We start from the raw sequence: 20,788 nt of genomic DNA, 5'->3' as shown, positions 1-20,788 counted from the left end.
TCACAATATTTTGTGTAATATTAAAGCGAATGCTTGTTCGGATTCAATTCGGTTATATTTCAGTATTCACATCAATCCCTGGCTTCAGTCTTTTCCTCTTCTTTCCAGAATCGCTGAAGTAGACGAGACGTTAAACGGGGCGCTTCAACCATGGGCATATGGCCAATTCCCTTGAGCAGTTTGGTCTTCGCATGGGGAATAAGCGCTTTATAGGTATCACTGCAGGTAATATGAATCACATTGTCTTTGTCGCCCCAGAGGATCAGTGTCGGCGCTTTGATTTCCGAAACAGAGGGGCGCGTCTCACACGGGGTATACTGCAACAGTTGCCGAAACATATGTTGATTAACATGCCGACGTGACACCAGATCCCAGCACGCGAAAGGCGTCATGATCAGGGGCAAGGCCGGGTTGGCCATTGTTGTTCCGAGCAAATCCAGCACGCCTTTCACATTGTGGGCAATGAGACTGTTACGACCCTGGGTGAGCCCTCGCTCGAACGGCGTAAAGTCATTTCCGGCAACGCCAGCTGCGTTCATCAGTGTTAATGTCTTGGTCAATTCGGGATGGCGGGCAGCCAGCAATGCCGCAATACCGCCCCCCATAGAACTGCCGACAATGTGCACCGGACCGGGCAAAACCTGCTTCCCCCAGGCATCAAGCCGTTCGACTTGCTGATCAAATCCATAGACTTTTTCGGCACAAAAATGGCTCTGCCCCCAACCTGGCAGATCCGGGACGAATAGCTGATAGTGACGCATCAGAAAAGGCAGCAGGGGGACCCAGTTTTCCTTACAGGAACCAAACCCGTGAAGCAATAAAACCGGCTCACCCTCCGGATTCCCCCCTTGCAGCCAAACCAGTTTACGGTTATCCACCATACAATGATGGGTACGCAAACCAGTTAACTGGCCATGCAAACGATGTAAAAGAGGGATATAACTACGATAACGCCAGGATTGAAGTCGCTTTTGACAAGGCTGTTTGGATTGACTGAGATAAGGTGCTGCTACGGCATTCGCGAAGCTTTGTTCAAGTGAACGAAGATCAATAGATTTACGGGTGTCACGCATACGGACTAAACCTCAAGCTGAACGGATACAAACCGCGCCCAATAGCCTACGAAGTGAATCGCAGCTAAAAAGCATTCAGAATTGACTTGATCGTGACATTGTATGAAGGAAATTTTAAACCGACCGCTTGTTCGGATTCAACTCGGAAGTCTTTTCCCGGAATGCCGGCTCAAACTCACCGTTAATCGTTTAAAAGTTGGTCAAAACAGGCTGAAACTTTGCTACATCCTAGCGCCAATAAGTCGAAACTGGGTCATCAGGATTGATGTAATGGGCGACTTGAGCCTGAAACAATTCTGCCGTTGCCAAAGCATCGGTCAATGCATGATGGGCGGTATAGCCCGGGAGCCCATAGCGAGTCCGGCAATTGGCAAGGCGCAGTGAGGCGACTTTGCCACCGGATACCCTATTCCACCAGGCACGCAATCCCTGATGGCGGATATCCGCCTCGATCTGCATGGTATCCACCAGCGGGAAGATCAGGCGTTCGTTCAAGCGGCGATGTAATATTTGATAGAGGAAATGCCGTTCAATATAGCGGTAATGAACCACCACCACTTTCCCTGCCAGATCCTGCAGCAGGGGTTCCAAGAGGTGGATGAGCGAAGGCGCTCGATTCAGATCGCTGTGGCGAATCCCGTGGATGGTGACCGATTCATCAGACAGCGACGTCTTGGGCTGAACCAGCCAGTGCCGGGCATGGCGGCAGTAAACCCGCTGCAGCGTGAACGGTACCAGACCAATACTGACGATATCGTCCTGTTTGGCATTGAGGCCGGTGGTTTCGAAGTCGAGGGCAACAAAAGGAACATCAGACAACGGCGTTGATCCGGAAATCATGCCCCCGGCATAATAATCCCGAACTGCGGAATGTCTTGCCTGCTCCGCCATCGAGCCAAACCAGCTGGACCAATCAAAATCGGGATCTTCGCCGACGGATAGTTTTAATTTATCGGCGATTTTCATTTCAACGGTCCGTTACCTTGATAACGAAACTTCAGGAAATTCTGTGCCTGGCTCAGAACCTGAAAGGCATCCTTCAAATTGCGTCGCTCAAACGCAGACAAATTCTCCGGCTCAATATTGTTATCCGCGACACGCCCGGCGATAAGATCAGACGCTTGATGACGAATTCGAACCATCGAGATAAATTCCATGGCATCCCGTAAATCCGGCCCGCGCCCTTCGGGCAGTATGCCCGCATCAATAATGTCATCCAGACGTTCGAATGAATTTCGGGCCACGGATCCCGCGGCCAGACTGTGAACGCGAATCACATCTGCCAAGGGCGCTGTACCACGCCGTTTCAGGTTAATGGAATTATTATGGCGGCCATCTTTTTCCATCACGAAGTCTTTGAAAAAGCCAAGGGGAGGCGTCCGGTTCAAGGCGTTACGGGCCAGACAAGCCAGAAAACGCTTGTTCCTGCGCGCACGCTCAACAATAAACGCATTCAGTTGATCGGCCCAGTGTGTATGTCCCCAGACACCATCAAGATCGAAAAAGATCGAGCTATTTAACAGTGCTTGCGGATCCGGATGATCAATCCATTGTGCAAAACAGGTTTTCCATTCTTGCAACGTTTTGCGCCATTGCGGGTTGGTTGCCATGATTTGGCCAGCACAATACGGATAACCACAGCGGTTTAAACCATCGCAGACCCAGTTGGCCAAGGCTTCGAAGTAGTCACCATGTTGTTCGGTTTGAAAAGTTTCATCCAGAATCAGTGCGTTATCCTGATCCGTAACCACCAACTGCTCATCCCGGGCCATCGACCCCAACGCAAGAAAACAATAGGGAATCGGAGGGGATCCCAGCGCTTCTTCGGCTAATTCCAGCAGGCGCTGTTTAAAAGTCCGCCCGATAATGGCCATGGCACTGCCAATCATATGGGAATTGGCATCTTCCTGAACCATGCGCACAAAACAGTCATGAACCTGATCAGCAAGCTTTGCCAAGTCATCCTGGGACTGTTGCTGCAAAATGCTGTTAACGATCAGTAAGCTGTTTTGAGATTCATAGCGGACAATATCCGTCATTTCCAATACCCCGACGGGCTTGCCTTTGTTAACAATCGGCAGATGATGAGTATTGTGCCTGAGCATCAACATCATCGCTTCATAAACGTAAGCATTGGCATCCAGGGTTTCAATCTCCGTGGACATGACCTCGGAAATCGGCGTAGACAACGGACGCCCGTCCGCAATGACCCGTTCACTCAGATCATGCTCTGTGATCATCCCTAACAACGACAGACCTTGCGCCCCCTTGCCACCAATCGGCTGCTCGGATTCTGACGCGGTAATCAGGGCATACGAGACCTGTTCGGCCACCATCTTGCGCGCGACTTGCTGCACGGTGGTATCAGCCGTCGCCAATGTCGGTTCGCGGGTGAGTATGGACGCAATGCGAACCGTGGCGAGGGAATGACTGTCAGCACTCGCTTGCACCGCATGGCGCAGTCGACTGGTATCCTCAACTTCAACAAAGTCGGAAAAGTGCTCGTACTGTTCACAGTATTCTGTAAAAAGGGACTCGGGCAGGCAGTAGACTAACGTATCTTCAATGGCTTTGACGGGAAAGCGTACCCGGTTTTGCATCAACAATCCGATTTGACCGAACAGGTCACCTTCTTCAAGTCGATTGTAAAGCTCACCGTTGCGCCGATATACTTCCACCGCCCCGCTGCGGACGATGTACAAATCGTGTATTTCATCGCCGTATTTCAGTACTTCACTACCTGAACGGAAATAACTGATTTCGACCTGACTGGCGGCCTGATGCAGCGCACTTTCGGGTAGCTCATCAAAGGGTGGGAAACGTGCCAGAAAATTCTGTATTTCGAGCATTTCAACAGTCACGGTGCCCCCATGGATTGATCAGGTCATTACCCTAAAACTAGTCAGGCTCTGTCAGGCCTGCAACCGGGGTAACCTGATTTTCGATTGCCGGGTGTGTCGAACCGGCATCCACCTCATCATCCGGAACCAGTTCAGCAATGGGCTCAGCCGCCAGAGACAGGCGCTCGGTTTCAAAATCAAGATGGGTTGCCTCAAGCGCCGGCATGGCTTTGCTGACCTTGCTGGATAACTGACTGAAGCGCTCCACCTTGCCATGTAAACCTTGCTGGCCAACAAGCGCTTTCACGGTATTGTTGTAGTGATTGCTGACGGTATTGAGCGTTCCACCCAACTTTTGCAAACGTTCAGCCACCACACAAACCTGATTGTAAATTTCACCGGCTTTTTCGCTGATCTCCCGGGCCTCTGCATTGCTGCGCTCCATCATCCAGAGGTTGGCTACCGTACGCAGAATCGGTATCAGCGTTGTGTGTGAGACCAATACAATGCTTTTCTCGTAACCATAACTGAACAAGTCTTTATTGCTCTTCAAGGCATCGATGTACGCCGGTTCAATGGGCATGAACATTAAGACAAAACTGGGACTGCGCATGCCAATCAGATTGGTGTAATCTTTAGACGCGAGATCATCTATGTGGCGCTTGACGGCTTTAACATGTTCACTCATGGCCAATGACTGTGCTTCCGGCGAGTCCGCCGATACCGCTTTATCGTAGGCGACCAGTGACACTTTACTGTCAATGATAATGTGTTTGTTATCAGGCAGTTTGATCAAGTAATCCGTTTGTTTCTGCTTGCCATCAAGGTCCTTGAAAGCACTTTGCGTTTCATAGTGTGCATCTTCAATCAATCCACTCATTTCCAGCGTGCGTTTCAACTGCGCTTCACCCCATGCACCACGCTGCTGGGAATCACCTTTGAGGGCCGAGGTCAGATTACTGGCTTCATCGCTCATTTTCAGGCCAATCTCGAGCACTTTTTTAATCTCGGCATTGAGCTCGGTATTACCTTTTAACGAGGCATCATGAATGTGATTGATTCGTTTCTGGAAGCCATCAATCTGTTCACGGAAAGGCTTGAGCAAGCCATCCAGACTGGCCTTGCTGGTATCGGTGAAAGTTTTGCCTTTCTCTTCAAATATCTTGTTTGCCAGATTTTCAAATTCCTGGGCGAGGGATTTCTTGTTCTCGGCGTGTTGCAGCAGTTGCTGTTGGTGACTTTTATCCCGTTCATCCAGACTGGTTTTCAGCTCGGTGTATTCCGAGAGCACGGTGTTAAAACGTTCCTGTAATCCATCCAGTTTTTCCTGTACCCCGGTATACTGTGTTCGGACGTCCTGATATTTGAGCTCGGTTTCCTCCGCTTTCACTTCAACGGCCCGAGCCCGTTTATCCAACGTGGCATTTTCCAGTTTTTGCTGGTCCAGTTGCGCTCGCGCCTCACGCAATTGATCAGCCAACTCATCCAGACGTGTTTGTAATGTCTGTTGATATTTCAGGTTCTCCTGAAGTTCCGTTTGCGTGGTTTGTCGAACGGTATCAATCTGGTGCTTTTCTGAAGTGAGCGACTCTAACACCTGTCGCGCCTCCTGGTACTGCGCTTCTGCCCGTTGCAACTGGCCTGTGCAATCCTGATACTTCTCCTGTTGAGCCTGAACCTGAGCTTGCAAGCGACTGGCTGCAATTTCCGCTTCGTGCAGGGTTTGTACTTTTTCTTGATACCGGGTTTCCAGCGCCCGTTGCTCAGCGATGGCCGCTGCAAGTTCGCTCTGAGTCAAACTCAATGACGTTTCCTGCTGCCCGATTCGCCGATTAAAACGCATGTAGGTCACAATAAAAGCCAGCAAGCCAGAGAATATGGCAACAGCCAGTAATGTCAGCGCTGGATAGGCGATAATAAAGTCACTCGTCATGCAAATTTCCCGGTAAAAATCGTCATTATGTCGTCAGCAATAGCCCCGACCAAGTGACCGAACTTTAGCACGGCAGGTTATATATCGGCAAAGCCTGTACACCTATCACATTAATCAACAACTGGCAGCCTCATGGCAGTCGGGTTCGAAATAACATACCCGCATATTGCGCCACAAAGCTGGCAAAGACGACAACCCAGAATAGCCCCACCGCGGTATACATCCACGCACTGTAGACGCCGAATGCCGGAAACCAGACCCGAATCAACGCCGCAAACTGAATACACACAAATGCGGCGATCATCCAGCCAGATGGCTGTAATGGCCGACCGGTATGGCCCAGAGAAACACGGGCAATCATCGCGATGATCAAGCCCCCCATGGCCCCCACTGCCAGCCCGTGGTAACCGATAGAGGGCGCGATGCTTGGCCACAACTGACTGAACGCCAGAAACAGCAAGCCGATGGGTATCCAGACATAGCCCAAAAACAAACTCCATAACAACGGCGTTGCCATCACCTGCCAGGGCTTCCAGCATAACCAGCGGAGCATATGAAACGTGGCGGCAACAATGGCACAAGTCACTATTAACATGCCACTATTCAGCACGCCATTCAGCACCACGGCCAAAACACTGGCTGCGGTACTGATCAACACCGCCCATTCCAGCCAGCGAATAACCTGTGGTGAAGTGCCCGGCTGGCCCCGCTGGGTGAAAAACGGGATCACCCTGCCCCCGACCACGGTCATGATCAGCACCACAACCATAATTCCACTGTGAATACCCGAAAGCGCATTATCCGCAATATGGCTGGCCAGGTTACACAGCATCAGTATCGCCAGTATCGGTATAAACTGCAGGTTCCGGGTGTTTTTTGTTTCAAGAATCGGCCGTGCAATAAGCCACGCCAGAGCCGGAATAAACGCCAGATCAACAACAACCCACAGTAAAGACCAGGACTCCGGTAACCCGAACGGTAACAGCCGGGCGAGCAACCAAAGCAGCCAGAGCAACAATAACGGCAAGCCGGATACCGGCTTGGTACCGGTCCAGTTCGGCACGGCTGTAAGCAGAAAACCGGCAATAATTGCCACCACAAATCCAAACAACATTTCATGGGCATGCCAATACAGCGTCGGCATCACCTCGATTGAAAGCGGAGCACCGTGAACAAAATGGTAAAGCCAAACCGGAACCAACAGGGCAGCGCACAAAGCACCAAACCAGAAAAATGGACGAAAGCCCAGGGAAAAGAATGGCGTGTCAGCGACACGGAGTCCGTTGAAATTAGATTTCCATTGCAGCATCAAAGTCCCTCCCGGCGCACCCGAGTTATAGCAAATAATAATCAATTTCACTATAACTTACCGGATATCCCCGGGAAGTAAATTGATCCAGGTCTGTTGTCGGGCTGATTATTCTCCAGTGCGAGAATTCAAATTCAGCTCACTGTAATACCTTGAATCGAGACTAAAGGGCCCTTGTTTGATATAGAAACTGTAACAGTTCTTCAATTAGGGCCTTTTCCACACGGCTATTACTGTGAGCGACATTGGCGTGAGTCACAGGCAGAGCCAATGAGTCTCCAATTTTCGCATTATTGAAGCTGTTGATCAGGCTCAAGACAGAGGGCACATTTAAAAAGTATTTCGAAAACCCATTACAAGCGACCAATACTTCTGATCCTTCACATTGATACAAAATGGGATCGGAGGATAACTTTTTCAGATGACTTTTTGACTCAAGAAGATCCTGATCACGCATTTGGCAAGGATCACGAAAATACATCGCGGACTGGCGTTGTAGCGCGGCTTTTTTATACTGTTTTTCCAGCAAATCGCTATCGAGACTGGTCATGAGTTTTTGTTTGGCTGCGTTAATAATTGCCAGTCGCTCTTCCAAATGAATTTCATTCGATGAACTTACATTGTTATGGAAGTATTCTTTTTGATGGGGCGAGATAAACAGTGCGGACACCATTTTCGAAATATCTCCCACCGAATTCATAAACTCGGAAGTTTCCCAAGACGCGGCTTTAGAATCGTAGTAATCTAGATTAATTGAGATCGAAGGTTGATTATCAAAATTTTTACCAACGTGCCAATAGGTGCTCGGCCAATACAAGAGGTCTCCCGCTTCCAATTCATAAGCTGTGGCATTGTCCGCTGTCAGTTCCTCAAACTTTAAATGACCTTCCCACAGATAAAGCGTCTTTTTCCCGGTCACCATAAATAAAAAATTATCTAGGTTATCTTTATGAGCACCAAAAGGCGTTTGCCGATAATTTCCGAGAAATACATCGGAGCCCAGGTTCTCTCGAGGAATGGGAATGTAATTAAACAGAAATCGAGCAATATCTTTAAGCCTTAACCAGATCTGCTCATGCAAAAACTGAGGCTCTCTTAAAAAGAATCCAAAGTTATGGAATCGGGGATTAGCAGCCAGTTGATTAAAATAACAAGAGATATCTTTATCGGCGCAGGTAGGCAACAAATCTTCCAGTCCGGTGAAAAGCCGACTTCCCTTGTTCCTGCCATCAAGACACTGTCCGTTTGTATCAAAAAGCAGTAATTTACAGGGCTCATTTTTGGTTAAGGTTTGTTTGGCTTTAACTAACAATTCCAAAAACCAGTGGGGCTCGAATAAGGATCCCTCAAATGGCGCTTTAAGATGAAACGGTGTTTTAAGCCAGTGCTCTTCAAGTAACGGCTGCCACTTCGGGTTACCAATGAGATCGGTCATCAATTATCTTTTTAGCTTTATCACACCCACCAAAGAGAAGCGATGCTGGGTAAAGGAAGTACATTCTGACTGGATTGGACGAACCTGATGGTAGCATGAGCTTGGAAACACGATCAATGAATTATTGGGCAAGGCCACTTTGGTAAAATTATTACCGAGTTTCGGGTCATTATAAGCATCCCGGGCTGAATAGAATGTATCATGCAACACTAATTCACCACCCTCAAAAGATTTAGGTTCTTGGTAAAAACAATAGGTAAAGTTTAGTACTCCCCCTTGTTTTGCATCTTGATGGCACCCAAAACCTGATTGATCAGGATAGTTCAGAAAATGATAATTGATAGGAGCCTCTCGAAAGTCACAACTCATGCCTACCAATGATTCAGCAGCCTGTTCTACAATTTTGAAAATTTGGTGTTGATACTCCAATCCAATCGAGTTTAAAAATCGCTGTTGAACTTCAGGATGTTTATTGAGGGACAGTTGAAAATTTCCCCCTTTCATGGATTGAAACTGGTGAGAATGAGTGGCTGTGAATTCTAGGAATTGTGAGTGAAGTTCTAGTGGTAATACTGCTTTTCGCAAGATAAATGGCACTGGGAGGGGCTGCTGAACCTGATCCGACTGCCTGCCACATAAGGCGTTAAGTGTGATTGTCGCATGGCGGTGCATCGGGAACAACTCAAGGATCTTCTTATAATGGTTTTTGGCCTCGTCCAGCCTGCCTTGCATACGATGTTGTTCTGCAATCAAATACAACGTATCCAAGTCGTCTGGATTAGCCTGCATACGCTTTTGTAGTAATGGATAGGCTCTATTATTAACTTTCTCCATCATGTCGATCGAATACATTTTTTCAATTAGCGTATCGAGTTGAGACATATCTAATCCACTTCGTTAACGTCACACCTGAGAGTCAATCTTATCCGTGAAAAGTGCTTTGAAAAACGCCTTTTGTGATGAAATTCCAATTGAGTAGCCAAATAGAGAAAGCAGTTTTTATACCGATTGTTGCTTCAGTCTTTTTTGATAGAAGGAAGCAAGCTCCGTTTGAAGCAAGGGTTGTTGGAGGGTCGCTTGTATCGGAAATGTTGCCCAACTGTAATTCCCTTCGAGCAATACTACTCCCTCGGGAGTCAAGGCTAGGTCCCAACCGATTGTCAGCAAATCCGATAGTTGTGCGTGTGCTTTCATACAGCTTTCGCATATACCAATCCAATCAGGAACCGTGCAATCAACGTGGCTCACTGAAATTGTCCCCGTATCTATATTGACGTTGTAATTTTGCTTCACCCCGTCTGGCCCGGTTATTTCCAGTACTCCAGCTACTAATTCTACCCTGCCTGAATCATTCGCTGTGATGATACGAAATACACAGAGCTCTGACGTTGCCACACAATCAAACCAAGGATGGTTTACCAAAAGAGGTTGTACAATATAGGGTTCTCCCATTACAAGTTTTTGCACAAACGCCTGTATCTCAGGCTTTCCATAATAGGCGTGTGAATTATCCCGTTGATAGTGCTCAAGTTCATAATCTTCACTGGATGAGTCAAAAGTGAGTTTAAAGCAGTTTTGAGCACGACTTCCGCTGACAGGCTTTAGAAAGAGCGATTTTTGCTGGAACAGTGGTGATAAATCAGATGCTCCGGAAGCCAAAAACACTAGCGTAGGTGTGGTTATCACACCACAACGCCTAATTTCTTCAGAAAAGCGCGCCTTATCTCTGAGTAACTCAATTGAGTCATTGTTTGCGCTGATGCTCCGTTCAAGTCCGCTGATGGGTCGTTCAAATCCGCTGATGGCTCTCTGTAATTGAAAAGTGTCATGCCATACTTTTCGCTCACAACAGTAGACATAATCCTCTATATCTGCAATGGATTGGAATAGCGAAAACAGGTAGTATTCTTCCGGTGGAATACCATAATATAGAGCAACGTATACTAGCTCACTAAATTGTTTCCATAAAGGGATATGGTACTCCCGGGAAACGTTTCGAGCATTAATAATGAAATGCCTGACAATCTCGAACCAGGATAGAAAGGCAAACCAGTTAATCCAAGACAGCAATTGAATCCAAAACCTTACGTCTTTGGTGCCGCAACGCCAACTTTGCATAAAAACGGCTTTGTGAAGTAGCGTGGTCGAGCTGATGTTCTTGGAAAAAAAGCGCAATGAAAAAAGCGTTTTGGGTTTGATGTGTAAGCCAACTCTCCGCTTAAGACGAATTAACGTTCGAAGCATGATGTAATTTTTTTCGATTTTCAGAAAGACAACGGAATAACTGAAGAGATTAGATGCGCTGGGAATTAAGGTCAACATGTGCCATTAAACAATGAGTCAAAACAATCTTATTTGGATTGCATCCTATCCAAAGTCCGGAAATACGTGGTTCAGGCTTCTACTCACACAATTACTCTCCGTTTCACGGAACGCATTACCTTCTGAAAACAGGGCCTCTCTGAACTTGAATGATATTTATGTGGATCAGATATCAAGTTCTCGTCAGCTCTTCGAAAATTATTTGAACGTAACTTCATCTGATCTTTTTCCAAACGAAATTGAAGGCTTGCGCCCTCAAGTATTCCGCAGAATGTCTGCCGAATCTGACCGTTTGGTATATCTAAAAACCCACGAAGCGTACACCCTCACCTCAAAACAAGAGCCGCTATTCCCACCTGATGCTACAAAATGTGCGATCTACCTGGTAAGAAACCCCTTAGATATTTCAGTCTCTTATGCGCATCATTTTTCATGCAGTATTGATGAAAGTATTGCTGCTCTTAACGACAAAAACCATGGCCTGGCTCAGGATCCAATGCACTTGTATTTTCAGCTTCCTCAAAAATTACTATCGTGGAGTGAACATGTACGCAGCTGGCTCGAGACTAAAAAGATACGGGTATTGGTGGTTCGATACGAAGATCTTAAACTAAATCCTGTGTCCACCCTCATGGAAGTCGTCGATTTTCTCAAGCTGCCAAGTACTGGCGAGAATATACGATTCGCGATCAAACAGTGTGAATTTGAAAAATTGAAAGCCCAGGAACAGAAATCAGGATTCTCTGAGAAGCTGAGCGGTGATGTGAATTTTTTCCGAAGCGGTAGAATGGGCGAATGGCGGGAAGTGTTGTCCCCCGGACAAGTATCCCGGCTTGTTGAGACACATCGAACAATAATGACGAAACTACATTACCTGGATAGTCAAGGAAACCCCTTCTGAATAGGCAATTGTTGTAGAGGTCTATGGTAAACGAATATATCTATCAAATTTATGGTCTCAATGTGTCATGTTCGTTCCCCTGGCACCAGCACAAACGAAGCACTCGTCCGGCAGATGTCACCATATCAATAATCTCTCGAAATTCATCTGATGATGTAGCACCGTTTTTGAATAAAACTAATTGGAATCAGGAAGGGATTAACTATAGGGTTTCATCAAATAGATACTACTGGGAGTTTGAAGGCATCGGCAAATTCTACATTGAAAATGGTAACTGCGTGATCATTGCACCTGATCCCGAAGTTGATATTAATAGTATCAAAACGATACTTTTAGGCTCCATTTTCGGCGTATTGCTTTATCAAAGAGGTCAGCTCCCTTTAATCGGAAGTGCAATCCTCCATAATAACCGGGCCTTTTTACTATTGGGCAAATCAGCTGCCGGTAAATCAACTTTAGCTGCTGCTCTCATGCAACGTGGATTTTCAGTACTTTCTGACCATCTGTGTAGCATTGGCGAATCCGCTTCTGCGCAAATCGGATACCCCTTTCTTCAATTATGGCAAGATGCGACACAAATGCTGCAAATAAACACGAGTCAGGCAACCCCAATTCGACCAGGGCACAACAAACTTCAACTCCCGATTGAGCAAAACCTTAACAGCAGCTCATTTGTCGTCGGGGGAATCTATTTATTGACACCTTCGAGCCAAACGCAAATGTACCTCCAGGATTTATACGGCTTCAATAAGTTTGAATCCGTTCGAGATATGCGTTATCTGGGGCACCTGTGTGAAAGTCCTGAGGGACGATTCGGCAGACACAACTATTTAACTCAACTCGTGCAATCTTGTTCCGTCAAACGACTTCATTTTGAAAGAACGAAAAAAACAATCAATCAAGTTGTAGAAATGCTAGCACGTGATATCAAAAATAAGAATCTGGTCTAAATGATGTTTGTATATGATATTTATGGACTAACTCTCGGTAGCGAAATTGAATGCCCGGAGCTTTTTTCATCAAAAAAACAACCCGATGTATTCTTAAGAACGCGCCCACTCTCTGAATTTCACTACGAACAATCAAACTATATACGTGTCGAAGTGCTTGATTCTGAAAACGTACTGGTGCGGGTAAGAGACTCTGTGTTGATCCTCGTTCAGGGTAACCACACCATTTGGATTGACAGTCGTTCTACTGCTCCGCTCAATTTGATTCGTCTCAATGCTCTCGGAACGGCTATGCTTGTCATCATGATGAAGCACGGCATCCTGCCCATACATGGAAATGGGATACTCCACAGAGACAAGTGTGTCATTTTTGCGGGCCATTCTGGTAGAGGGAAATCAACGCTGGCAGCATCATTCATGAAGCGCGGTTGTCCATTAATCAGTGATGATATTTGTGCAATTAAACTAGACGAGAATAATCAGCCATGGGTATACCCCGGAGTACATCAGATCAAACTTAAACAAGATTCCGCCGATAGTTTAGCGTTTGATTTGAAACCGAATAACTTGTTTTTAAAAAATGGGAAGTATGTCATTCCAATGGCTGCACATCTCTACGAAAGAACGCCGAAACCTGTCCAAGCAATCTACTCATTAGAGTTTCATGATCATCCTGAATTTTCTATTCTGCCATTGTCCCTGGTTGACTCAATTATTGTATTGAAAGAATACACCGCCAGATTTTACTTAATAGACCAACTCGGTCTGGGAGAACCGCATTTTCAAGTTTGTTCGCGCCTTGCGAATAAAATTAAAGTCCAAAAACTGCGCCGACCGAAAGACCTCGAAAAACTGGATCATTTAGTTCAACACATGCTTGATGATAACTTAACCTAAGCAGTGTCATGTCGATACGGCATGGATAAAGCCGTTAATGACAAAGCGACCCGAGTCAAAACCGCAAAAACTACTTTGCACGGGTGTCACTTGATGGAAGTATTGGCTAGGGAATACGAGTAATGTATTGTTTTCAGGCTCTATTTGAGTAAAAGCGGTGCCAGCAGAGTGAGCATTTTCATCCGTGTCATAGAGCAGTAACTCACCACCTGAAAATGCCTTGGGTTGTTTATAAAAGAAGTAAATAAACGTTAAAGTACGCGAACGAGTCTCATCCAAACCTTGATCTTTGTGAACCTGATAAAATTGACGATTCTGATAATGAAGCATGGAGAGTTCGATATGCCCGGTGGTAAACGGTGTAACATTTAACAATTTTTGCCAATGCTCACAATTTTCAAAAATTTTCTTTCGAAACTCAGCGAGGGAATTTCCAATCTCCGATTTTCCAAGGATTTTCGTGGATCGAATTGTTGTATCAACCGTTTCATAGGCTAAGGCACCAACTTTTGCATCGACAAAGGCTGATTCTTTCTCAATCGCCAAACTCAGAATAGATTGATTATAATCTGTTGAAACAAATTGCTTCTGGATTAAAAAGGGGGCGGGGCAATGCAGGGCATCCGTAGGCCGATCTACAGAATGTTGCCTTCCCTGGAGAATCGATGCGATGTAGCGTGCCCGACCATGCTGAGGGCATTTGTGTAACACCTGGCTATAACAGTCTATTGCGGCTTCAAAGTTTCCTAAAGCACGATTAATTTCGCCTAACTGCCAAAATAAATCGACATCTTCCGGATTTTGTCGTGTCGCGTATTCGTATTTTTGCTTTAACTCCACCATGAAAGCCAGAGGCGATTGAGCGATTGTTTGTAGTTTATTTTCTATACTATCGTGAGTCATTTTCTTCGCTTTAATCCTGTTGCTCACAGGTTGCTTTCTTATCATCAACTTTCTGTCAAAGGATGTTGTTTTATCGAATACGTTTACAATTAAGCAATGCCTGAATGCTATAACATCGTCGACAAAACTAACAGCAGACTCCGCTTATTCTAATCGGTGCTGCTCAGAGGCTAAATATGAAACTAGTGTTGTATATGGAGTAATTTTGGACAGTAAAAACAGTCATTCGAATAAAAAATGGATCCATTTCGTTGCACAGCTTACAGTACCAAGTAGTAGACCATTTTATATTCTGCTGTTTGCTACATTCGCCCTGTTAACCGGCTGGATTGCCAATCGTGTCCTACCAGACCTGCTTATTTTTGGCATTACTTCCGTATCAAATTCAAATATATTTTTCTGCGCCTTTTTCTTCTCGATTACGATTATCACGATAATCGGATTGTTCTCAGCTGCCAAGATTCGGGCCAATTTACTCTTGCTGATGTCGTCCTTGATCATCTCTCTGTATATGGCTGAGGGGCTCGTGAGTATCGTCAACGAAGTCCATCAGACTAAAGCCCAGATCGCGAGAAACCAAATGTCAGGCTTGGAGTATGAGAAGCTTGATTTTCGTCCACTTAATACAATTTTCTGGGATCTTCGGGACACGGGAGTGTTGAAATATCCCGCAATTGTTCGATTGCCGTCGGTTCTGAAATTGATTCGCGCTGGGAAACCCGTTCCAGAAGAATTATTAAATCCAGTCCCAATAAGTCAAATCTCTGGCCAGCCTCTTCTTGTTTGTAATGAGAACGGATCGCCAGTGATCGAAGAATTCGATCAATATGGCTTTAACAATGACAACGAAATTTATGCTCTTAGCCGTATTCCAATAGCAATAGTGGGAGATTCATTTGCTCAAGGCTATTGTGTCCCACGAAAAGACAGCGTTGCTGCGTTATTATCCAATCAACGTCCCACTTTGAATGTCGGACTGGCTGGAAATGGCCCGCTGAAGGAACTCGCCACCATTCGAGAATATTTAACGCAAATTAAGCCGGATATCGTGCTATGGCTTTACTATGAGGGCAATGATTCCTTTAATATGATGACCGAATACATGCACCCGGTATTGAGACGTTATCTTGAAGATCCGAATTTCTCACAAAACCTCATAGATCGTCAGGGTGAGGTGAACAACGCATTGATACAATATGCAGAGGAAAAGTTATTCTTTGAAGAGTTCAACCGGAAGTTGACTGCCAAGCGTATGCTGGAGAACAATTTTTTAACTTTGGGAAGTTTCAGAAATTTTATCAACCAACTACATCCCAGGCTTAAAGAGGTTGGCCCCGGTACGCTTTTTGGCCAGATTATGAAACAAGCTAAAGTGGAAGTAGAACAATGGGGAGGTGAGCTATATTTTGTCTACTTGCCTTCCTGGAAACGTTATAAATTAGACTATAACTTCCACAAACAAGATTTTCTGGATTCCGTGACCGCGGAAGGGATTCCTGTTATCGATTTTTCTGACTATACCAATACACTCGATGACCCGTTGGTCTTGTTTCCTTATCGCCATTACGGACACTACACCGCCGAGGGCTATGAAAAATTGGCAAACTTCATTGCATCACAACTGAATCTTAATCCCCAAACGGCAGTGGAAGCCCCCTCCACCACGTTAAGCATCAATTCAAGCAGTATGTAACAACCATTCGTTGAGGTAGAGTATAGGCGTCAAACTACGCTGTATATAAAACTTATTCCAAGCTGCATTCTGATCATTAGATCGTTCAAGTGCCTCGATTTGATCCAGGCTCTTTACAAGTTTCTTGTGATCAATCATGTCTTTCAAAACAGGGTGCAGATGCTGAAGATGATCCTGGAAATCCCATTGCACAAATGGGCCTATGCCACTGACTTGAGGGCCCATGTTCTTGTTTGCTTTCCAGGTAATTTTTTCAGGCACCACACCATCAATCGCCCGCCGATGGAGATACCGATTGTATCCTCGAAAATAGTTCTCATCTGACGGTATGGATAAAACAAGCTGGATAAGACGAATATCCAATAATGGCCATCGATATTCGATGTTGTATCCGGAAGCCATGAGCGAACAATTTTCTAATCGGGTCGGAATATAAGGAGACCAGCTTTTCTCAACCATGTATTGTCTTAGATTGGGAACCGGGGCGTTCCGGCCAATAAACGCCATCAATTGCTGCTTCAGTTGATAGCTTTCGAGAACATCGTCCTTGAGGCAAGTATTTGACCACATCAAATCAAAGTACCCCTGCATTCCCTTATCAAATTTAAACTTACGGAAATCTGCAGTTTGTTGCTGTTTGATCCACAACTTTAAAAAACGAAGTAATTTGAACAACAGATTGCCAGGTAAAATCCGGAACGTTTTGCTATATTGCCTATTTAGAAAAAGCTCCATCAGTACGATATCACTCCGGGTGCAAGTGGCAAATTCATCACCACCAAATCCAGATAACATCGTTTTTATATTAAACTGCTGAGCAATTCGAAAATAGGCATCCGACATATCAGCAATATTCATTTCTACGGGAAACCCCTGTAGCTGAATTCCCCTTTTAATGACATCTATTGATCTTGACTGTGTCCCGGTAATGACATGGTTAACAGGCACTCGATAGGCCTGACTGGTTGCCATACTGAATTCTGGCTCCAGTTCTGAAAACGCGGTAGTGAACGTGTGTAAACGGCTATTTATTTCCTCACCGGTTTTGGCAGCAAAAGCCAAAACCGTTGACGAGTCAATTCCACCACTGGACTCGACGCCGATGGGAAAATCGCTAACTAAACGGGACTGTACCGCTTTTTCCAGCGTTTCTCGGTACAAATCGACAAAATCTCTTGTTTCTGGAAGACGCAAACACGGGAGGTTTTGAAAATCAAAGTATTTATCTAGCGTGGCACTGGTCGTACCTTTCAGATGAAGGTAGTGCGCGGGAGGCAGTTTGAAGACTTTACGGAAGGGTGTTTCATCAAAACTGGAAGCCATTCTAAAGCTGAACTTTGCAATCCAATCCCGTTTTATCTCAATAGCGTTACCTAGCCACCATAAAATACCACTCACCGAGGTTGCACACAGAAAGAGTTCATTCGAACAAAAATAAAACAAAGGCCGTGAACCGACGGGATCTCGAATGCAGACTACTTCGTTTTTTTGTTCATCAAACAGTATAAATGAGAACTCGCCTACAATATGCTCGCCACAACGTTTTCCCCACTTTAGAAATGCCAATACGAATAATTCATTCTCATGAAGGAGGTGATATTCTGAAGCTCTGAGATCCAGAGCTTGTCCAAGTTCGTCCCGGTTGTCTATTCGAGCCCAGGACAATACCCGGATCCCAGTTGGTTTGTGATGATATGGAACCAGCCCGGGCGCTTGATCCTGAATAGACTCAGAAAGCTTCCCATTTGCAGACTCATATAGAAAGAAATGGGGTTTAGCTTCTCTGTAACGTTGATCCGGCGGGCTAACAGGATGAAGGATCTGCTCAAGGGAAGCATAATCCTTAGGCGGCAGGGCGCACTTGGTTCGATTTAGCGCAAAGAAAAACACAAAGTTTGGGCAATTAGTAGACTTGAATAAGTCCTTCGTTGTTCATCTTGTCCAGCACCTTTAACAACTGGCTTCTGCAGAGCTCTTCATCCACCTCAAAGATATCCAAGAGCTGATTCGATAATTCCGCTACGGTGACAGGCATTGCTATCAATGACCAAATTCGAGTCAACACGGCATTAAAACCGTAATAATTACCCGAGTCGATACCCATTAGAACCAGTTCACCATCCATTTCACAGCCAACCAAACTCTTTGACTGTGAAATCTTCGTTGAGAGCTGAACAGTGCTGATTTCCTGATTTGAAGGTGAAGTCATTAACAATCCCCGAAAAATATAGAATTAAATCACTAGGAGCCAGTGGTGACAGTCGGTTCACCAACCCCAGGGACCTTACCCATGGTTTCCGTCGCCAAGTCTTTTACAATATACATTGGCTCTTCCCATGGCAGTTTCTGATTCGAGTCTGTTTCATTAACTTGGGATTCATCGGATTGATTATTATGAGTCGTTGCCATTTTACTACCTCAAATCAGTTATGTTGCAAGCTGGTTCTTATCTGGAAAAATATAAATTATTCCATCACCGATCAATAGCCAAGTATAGGCAAAAAAAATTATTTAGCATATTGTAAATCAATCAATCCTGACCGGACCAGTATCCGTACATTCTTCAACCACCATTGCACATGATCTTTGTTTTCAGGGTTCATATTGAGTTTCAACAAAATGCCATAATTAGTCGTTTCACCATCAATGTACCTGAGAAGTGAGAAATAGTAATGCTTAAGTGTTCTAGCTCGCACCCCCCACCGGGTAGCAGGATATGTCACAACCAAGTCGTCTAAGTCTGGTTTTTTATAGCCATTGGAACTTGAACCGTGCTGCAAGGTATAGCTGAAACTATTTACGACAGGAAGCAAGTCCAGAAATGATGAATTTGATTTGCGACTTACAACCCTCCCGGGAAATGCACAAAACGCCAACGGCGTCTCAAGTAATGACCATAACGCATCTTCTGGCTGCTCGACAATGGGCTCTCCCATGATATTCAATGATGTATTCAACAACATGGGAATACCGGTCTTTTTGTAAAACCACTGAATCAGGTCATAGTAAGGCCCATTTTCGGGTGCAACGGTCTGGACACGGGCGGTGTCATCCACATGCAGAACAGCGGGTACCTGATTTGCTTTTTCGGGCTTGATTTCCATCACTCGTAACATGAACGGACTAACTGAATCTCTACCTCCGGATTCGAACCAGTCTTCAACATGCTCGATCAGGACTGAAGGTGCAAAAGGTCGGAAAGGTTCACGCCGCTTGATTTCCTTATTGATAAAATCTTTAGCATTGGGATTACGGGGGTCGCACAAAATACTACGATTTCCCAGTGCACGGGGGCCGAATTCGGATCTTCCGTGAAACCATGCACCGATTTGTCCACTGGAAATCCGGTCAGCAATTTGCTCTATACCTTCATCGGTGACATCAAAAACACTGGATTTTTCATTGATCGCTTTTTCGATCTCAGCCTCGGAATATGTCCTTCCTAAACCTTCATGGATGAGTTTCTTTCGTGTGTTTTGCCCAGTTAATTGAAACAATCCGTAATACGCGGCACCAATTGCAACGCCATTGTCTTCTGAAGCAGGCATGATATAAACCTGCTCATATCCGGACTCTCTGATAATTCGCTCGTTTAAAATGCTGTTCAGAGCAACGCCTCCTGCATAACAGAGCTTCGTGCTGTCGGAGGTCCTTCGATAGTGTTTCAGTAACTCAAGAACAGCGTGCTCTAGCGCACGTTGCGCGGACGCAGCCAGGTCGGCATGCTTTTCAGCATCCATACCCGTTTGAGACCAGTGACTGGAGGGAAAATGCTGGACAAACTGATCAAATATCTCCAAATGACCGTGTTCAACATTCAAGAATAATTCGACTGGAATCCGTGATGTTCCAAACGCTGCCAGTCCCATGACTTTTCCTGCGGATGCTGGATCCTGAAATGAAACCTCAGATATAAGCTCAAAAATTTTTCCGAGACTAGGAACCCACTTTTTACCCGTAGACTGAATCTGTGTTACCGGGGAGGCAAATTTCCGGCTCGGAACAATCTCTGTATCGTTGCCACGATAAAACGAGCAATGCTCCCAGGTATTGTCCACTCGATCCACGAGCTTTTGCTCCGCACTCAACAGATCTTCGTAATGGGAACCGAAACCATCGATAACAAGTATATCCGCTGTATCAAAACCGGAAGTTGCAAAAGCACTATAGGCGTGAGCGAGGTGATGAGGCATGCTCAATACCGGGGTGTTGTGATAGCCGACTCTCAGATCCGGATTTAAGTAAATATCATTTTTTCTATTCTTCAAACGTGTTTGAGAATTGATAACAACACAGTCCAGATCTCCAGCCGTGATACCTGCTACATCCAGACAGTATGGAATCGCCAGGGAAGGTTCATTCGCATATAGTCGATCCCGTTTTCTACGAGTAAGCCGTTCTTCCTGAATGGCGACAACAATCTCATCACCTTTCAAAAGACAGGCCGCGCCATTATGGGAGAAGCTAAGACCCAGAATCCATGGAGGGTTAGAACATTTCTTTTTCATTACTGCAGAATCCGCCCTTTTTTA

17 protein-coding genes are annotated in these 20,788 nt (G+C 45.5%); 4 read left to right on the top strand and 13 right to left on the bottom strand.

The annotated features are described in order from the left end of the window. Positions 1-71: 71 nt before the first annotated feature. The 8 genes from OLMES_RS01380 to OLMES_RS01345 all read right to left on the bottom strand — a co-directional run bounded on the left by OLMES_RS01380 (position 72) and on the right by OLMES_RS01345 (position 10,912). Positions 72-1,073, bottom strand: coding sequence for an alpha/beta fold hydrolase (locus tag OLMES_RS01380; RefSeq protein WP_087459601.1), 1,002 nt, complete (start codon positions 1,071-1,073; stop codon positions 72-74). Between the two features lie 228 nt (positions 1,074-1,301). Then, positions 1,302-2,039 (bottom strand): 3'-5' exonuclease, encoded by a 738-nt coding sequence (locus OLMES_RS01375; RefSeq protein ID WP_087459600.1) that lies wholly within the window; start codon positions 2,037-2,039, stop codon positions 1,302-1,304. Further along, positions 2,036-3,934 (bottom strand): DUF294 nucleotidyltransferase-like domain-containing protein, encoded by a 1,899-nt coding sequence (locus OLMES_RS01370; RefSeq protein ID WP_087459599.1) that lies wholly within the window; start codon positions 3,932-3,934, stop codon positions 2,036-2,038. The genes OLMES_RS01375 and OLMES_RS01370 overlap by 4 nt, the downstream gene beginning before the upstream one ends. Before the next feature lie 37 nt (positions 3,935-3,971). Continuing rightward, the gene (gene rmuC / locus OLMES_RS01365; RefSeq protein WP_232465239.1) at positions 3,972-5,846 is read right to left on the bottom strand and encodes a DNA recombination protein RmuC; all 1,875 of its coding nucleotides are present in this window, start codon (positions 5,844-5,846) and stop codon (positions 3,972-3,974) included. Between the two features lie 130 nt (positions 5,847-5,976). Further along, positions 5,977-7,155: an NnrS family protein gene (locus OLMES_RS01360; protein ID WP_087459598.1), complete on the bottom strand. Its 1,179-nt coding sequence runs from the start codon at positions 7,153-7,155 to the stop codon at positions 5,977-5,979. Between the two features lie 163 nt (positions 7,156-7,318). After that, positions 7,319-8,590, bottom strand: a complete 1,272-nt coding sequence (locus OLMES_RS01355; RefSeq protein WP_087459597.1) for a JmjC domain-containing protein — start codon at positions 8,588-8,590, stop codon at positions 7,319-7,321. Between the two features lie 3 nt (positions 8,591-8,593). Continuing rightward, positions 8,594-9,472 (bottom strand): 2OG-Fe(II) oxygenase, encoded by an 879-nt coding sequence (locus OLMES_RS01350; RefSeq protein WP_087459596.1) that lies wholly within the window; start codon positions 9,470-9,472, stop codon positions 8,594-8,596. Between the two features lie 117 nt (positions 9,473-9,589). Beyond that, positions 9,590-10,912, bottom strand: a complete 1,323-nt coding sequence (locus OLMES_RS01345; protein ID WP_087459595.1) for a sugar-transfer associated ATP-grasp domain-containing protein — start codon at positions 10,910-10,912, stop codon at positions 9,590-9,592. Between the two features lie 13 nt (positions 10,913-10,925). Between OLMES_RS01345 and OLMES_RS01340 the strand changes: the two genes are divergently transcribed. Genes OLMES_RS01340 through OLMES_RS01330 form a run of 3 tightly spaced genes read left to right on the top strand, consistent with a single transcriptional unit; the run spans position 10,926 to position 13,660 of the window. Beyond that, positions 10,926-11,813, top strand: coding sequence for a sulfotransferase domain-containing protein (locus tag OLMES_RS01340; protein WP_087459594.1), 888 nt, complete (start codon positions 10,926-10,928; stop codon positions 11,811-11,813). Between the two features lie 23 nt (positions 11,814-11,836). Then, positions 11,837-12,763, top strand: a complete 927-nt coding sequence (locus OLMES_RS01335; RefSeq protein WP_087459593.1) for a phosphoenolpyruvate carboxykinase (ATP) — start codon at positions 11,837-11,839, stop codon at positions 12,761-12,763. After that, on the top strand, positions 12,764-13,660 hold the full coding sequence (locus tag OLMES_RS01330) for an HPr kinase/phosphorylase (protein WP_087459592.1): 897 nt from the start codon (positions 12,764-12,766) through the stop codon (positions 13,658-13,660). It begins immediately after the preceding gene. Between the two features lie 6 nt (positions 13,661-13,666). Here OLMES_RS01330 and OLMES_RS01325 read toward each other — a convergent pair whose 3' ends face one another. Further along, positions 13,667-14,608, bottom strand: coding sequence for a 2OG-Fe(II) oxygenase (locus tag OLMES_RS01325; RefSeq protein WP_087459591.1), 942 nt, complete (start codon positions 14,606-14,608; stop codon positions 13,667-13,669). Between the two features lie 160 nt (positions 14,609-14,768). On the opposite strand from OLMES_RS01325, the gene OLMES_RS01320 reads away from it, so the two are divergent. Continuing rightward, a complete protein-coding gene (locus OLMES_RS01320) occupies positions 14,769-16,256 on the top strand; it encodes an SGNH/GDSL hydrolase family protein (protein ID WP_087459590.1) in 1,488 nt (495 codons plus the stop codon). On the opposite strand, the gene OLMES_RS01315 is transcribed toward OLMES_RS01320, so the two are convergent. From OLMES_RS01315 to OLMES_RS01305, 4 genes are all read right to left on the bottom strand, one after another. Beyond that, the gene (locus tag OLMES_RS01315; RefSeq protein WP_087459589.1) at positions 16,242-18,146 is read right to left on the bottom strand and encodes an asparagine synthetase B family protein; all 1,905 of its coding nucleotides are present in this window, start codon (positions 18,144-18,146) and stop codon (positions 16,242-16,244) included. The two genes, OLMES_RS01320 and OLMES_RS01315, sit on opposite strands and share 15 nt — an antisense overlap. A 13-nt stretch (positions 18,147-18,159) precedes the next feature. Continuing rightward, positions 18,160-18,465: a PqqD family peptide modification chaperone gene (locus OLMES_RS01310; protein WP_087459588.1), complete on the bottom strand. Its 306-nt coding sequence runs from the start codon at positions 18,463-18,465 to the stop codon at positions 18,160-18,162. A gap of 32 nt (positions 18,466-18,497) precedes the next feature. Further along, positions 18,498-18,665, bottom strand: coding sequence for a hypothetical protein (locus OLMES_RS27875; RefSeq protein WP_157678098.1), 168 nt, complete (start codon positions 18,663-18,665; stop codon positions 18,498-18,500). Positions 18,666-18,763: 98 nt separating this feature from the next. After that, complete coding sequence (locus tag OLMES_RS01305; protein WP_087459587.1) at positions 18,764-20,764, bottom strand: carbamoyltransferase family protein; 2,001 nt, start codon at positions 20,762-20,764, stop codon at positions 18,764-18,766. Positions 20,765-20,788 lie beyond the last annotated feature (24 nt).

It is taken from the genome of Oleiphilus messinensis (genome assembly GCF_002162375.1).
Lineage (GTDB): Bacteria > Pseudomonadota > Gammaproteobacteria > Pseudomonadales > Oleiphilaceae > Oleiphilus > Oleiphilus messinensis.
The sequence above is the reverse complement of the archived record's forward strand: the minus strand, read 5'-3'. Positions and strand labels throughout refer to the sequence as shown.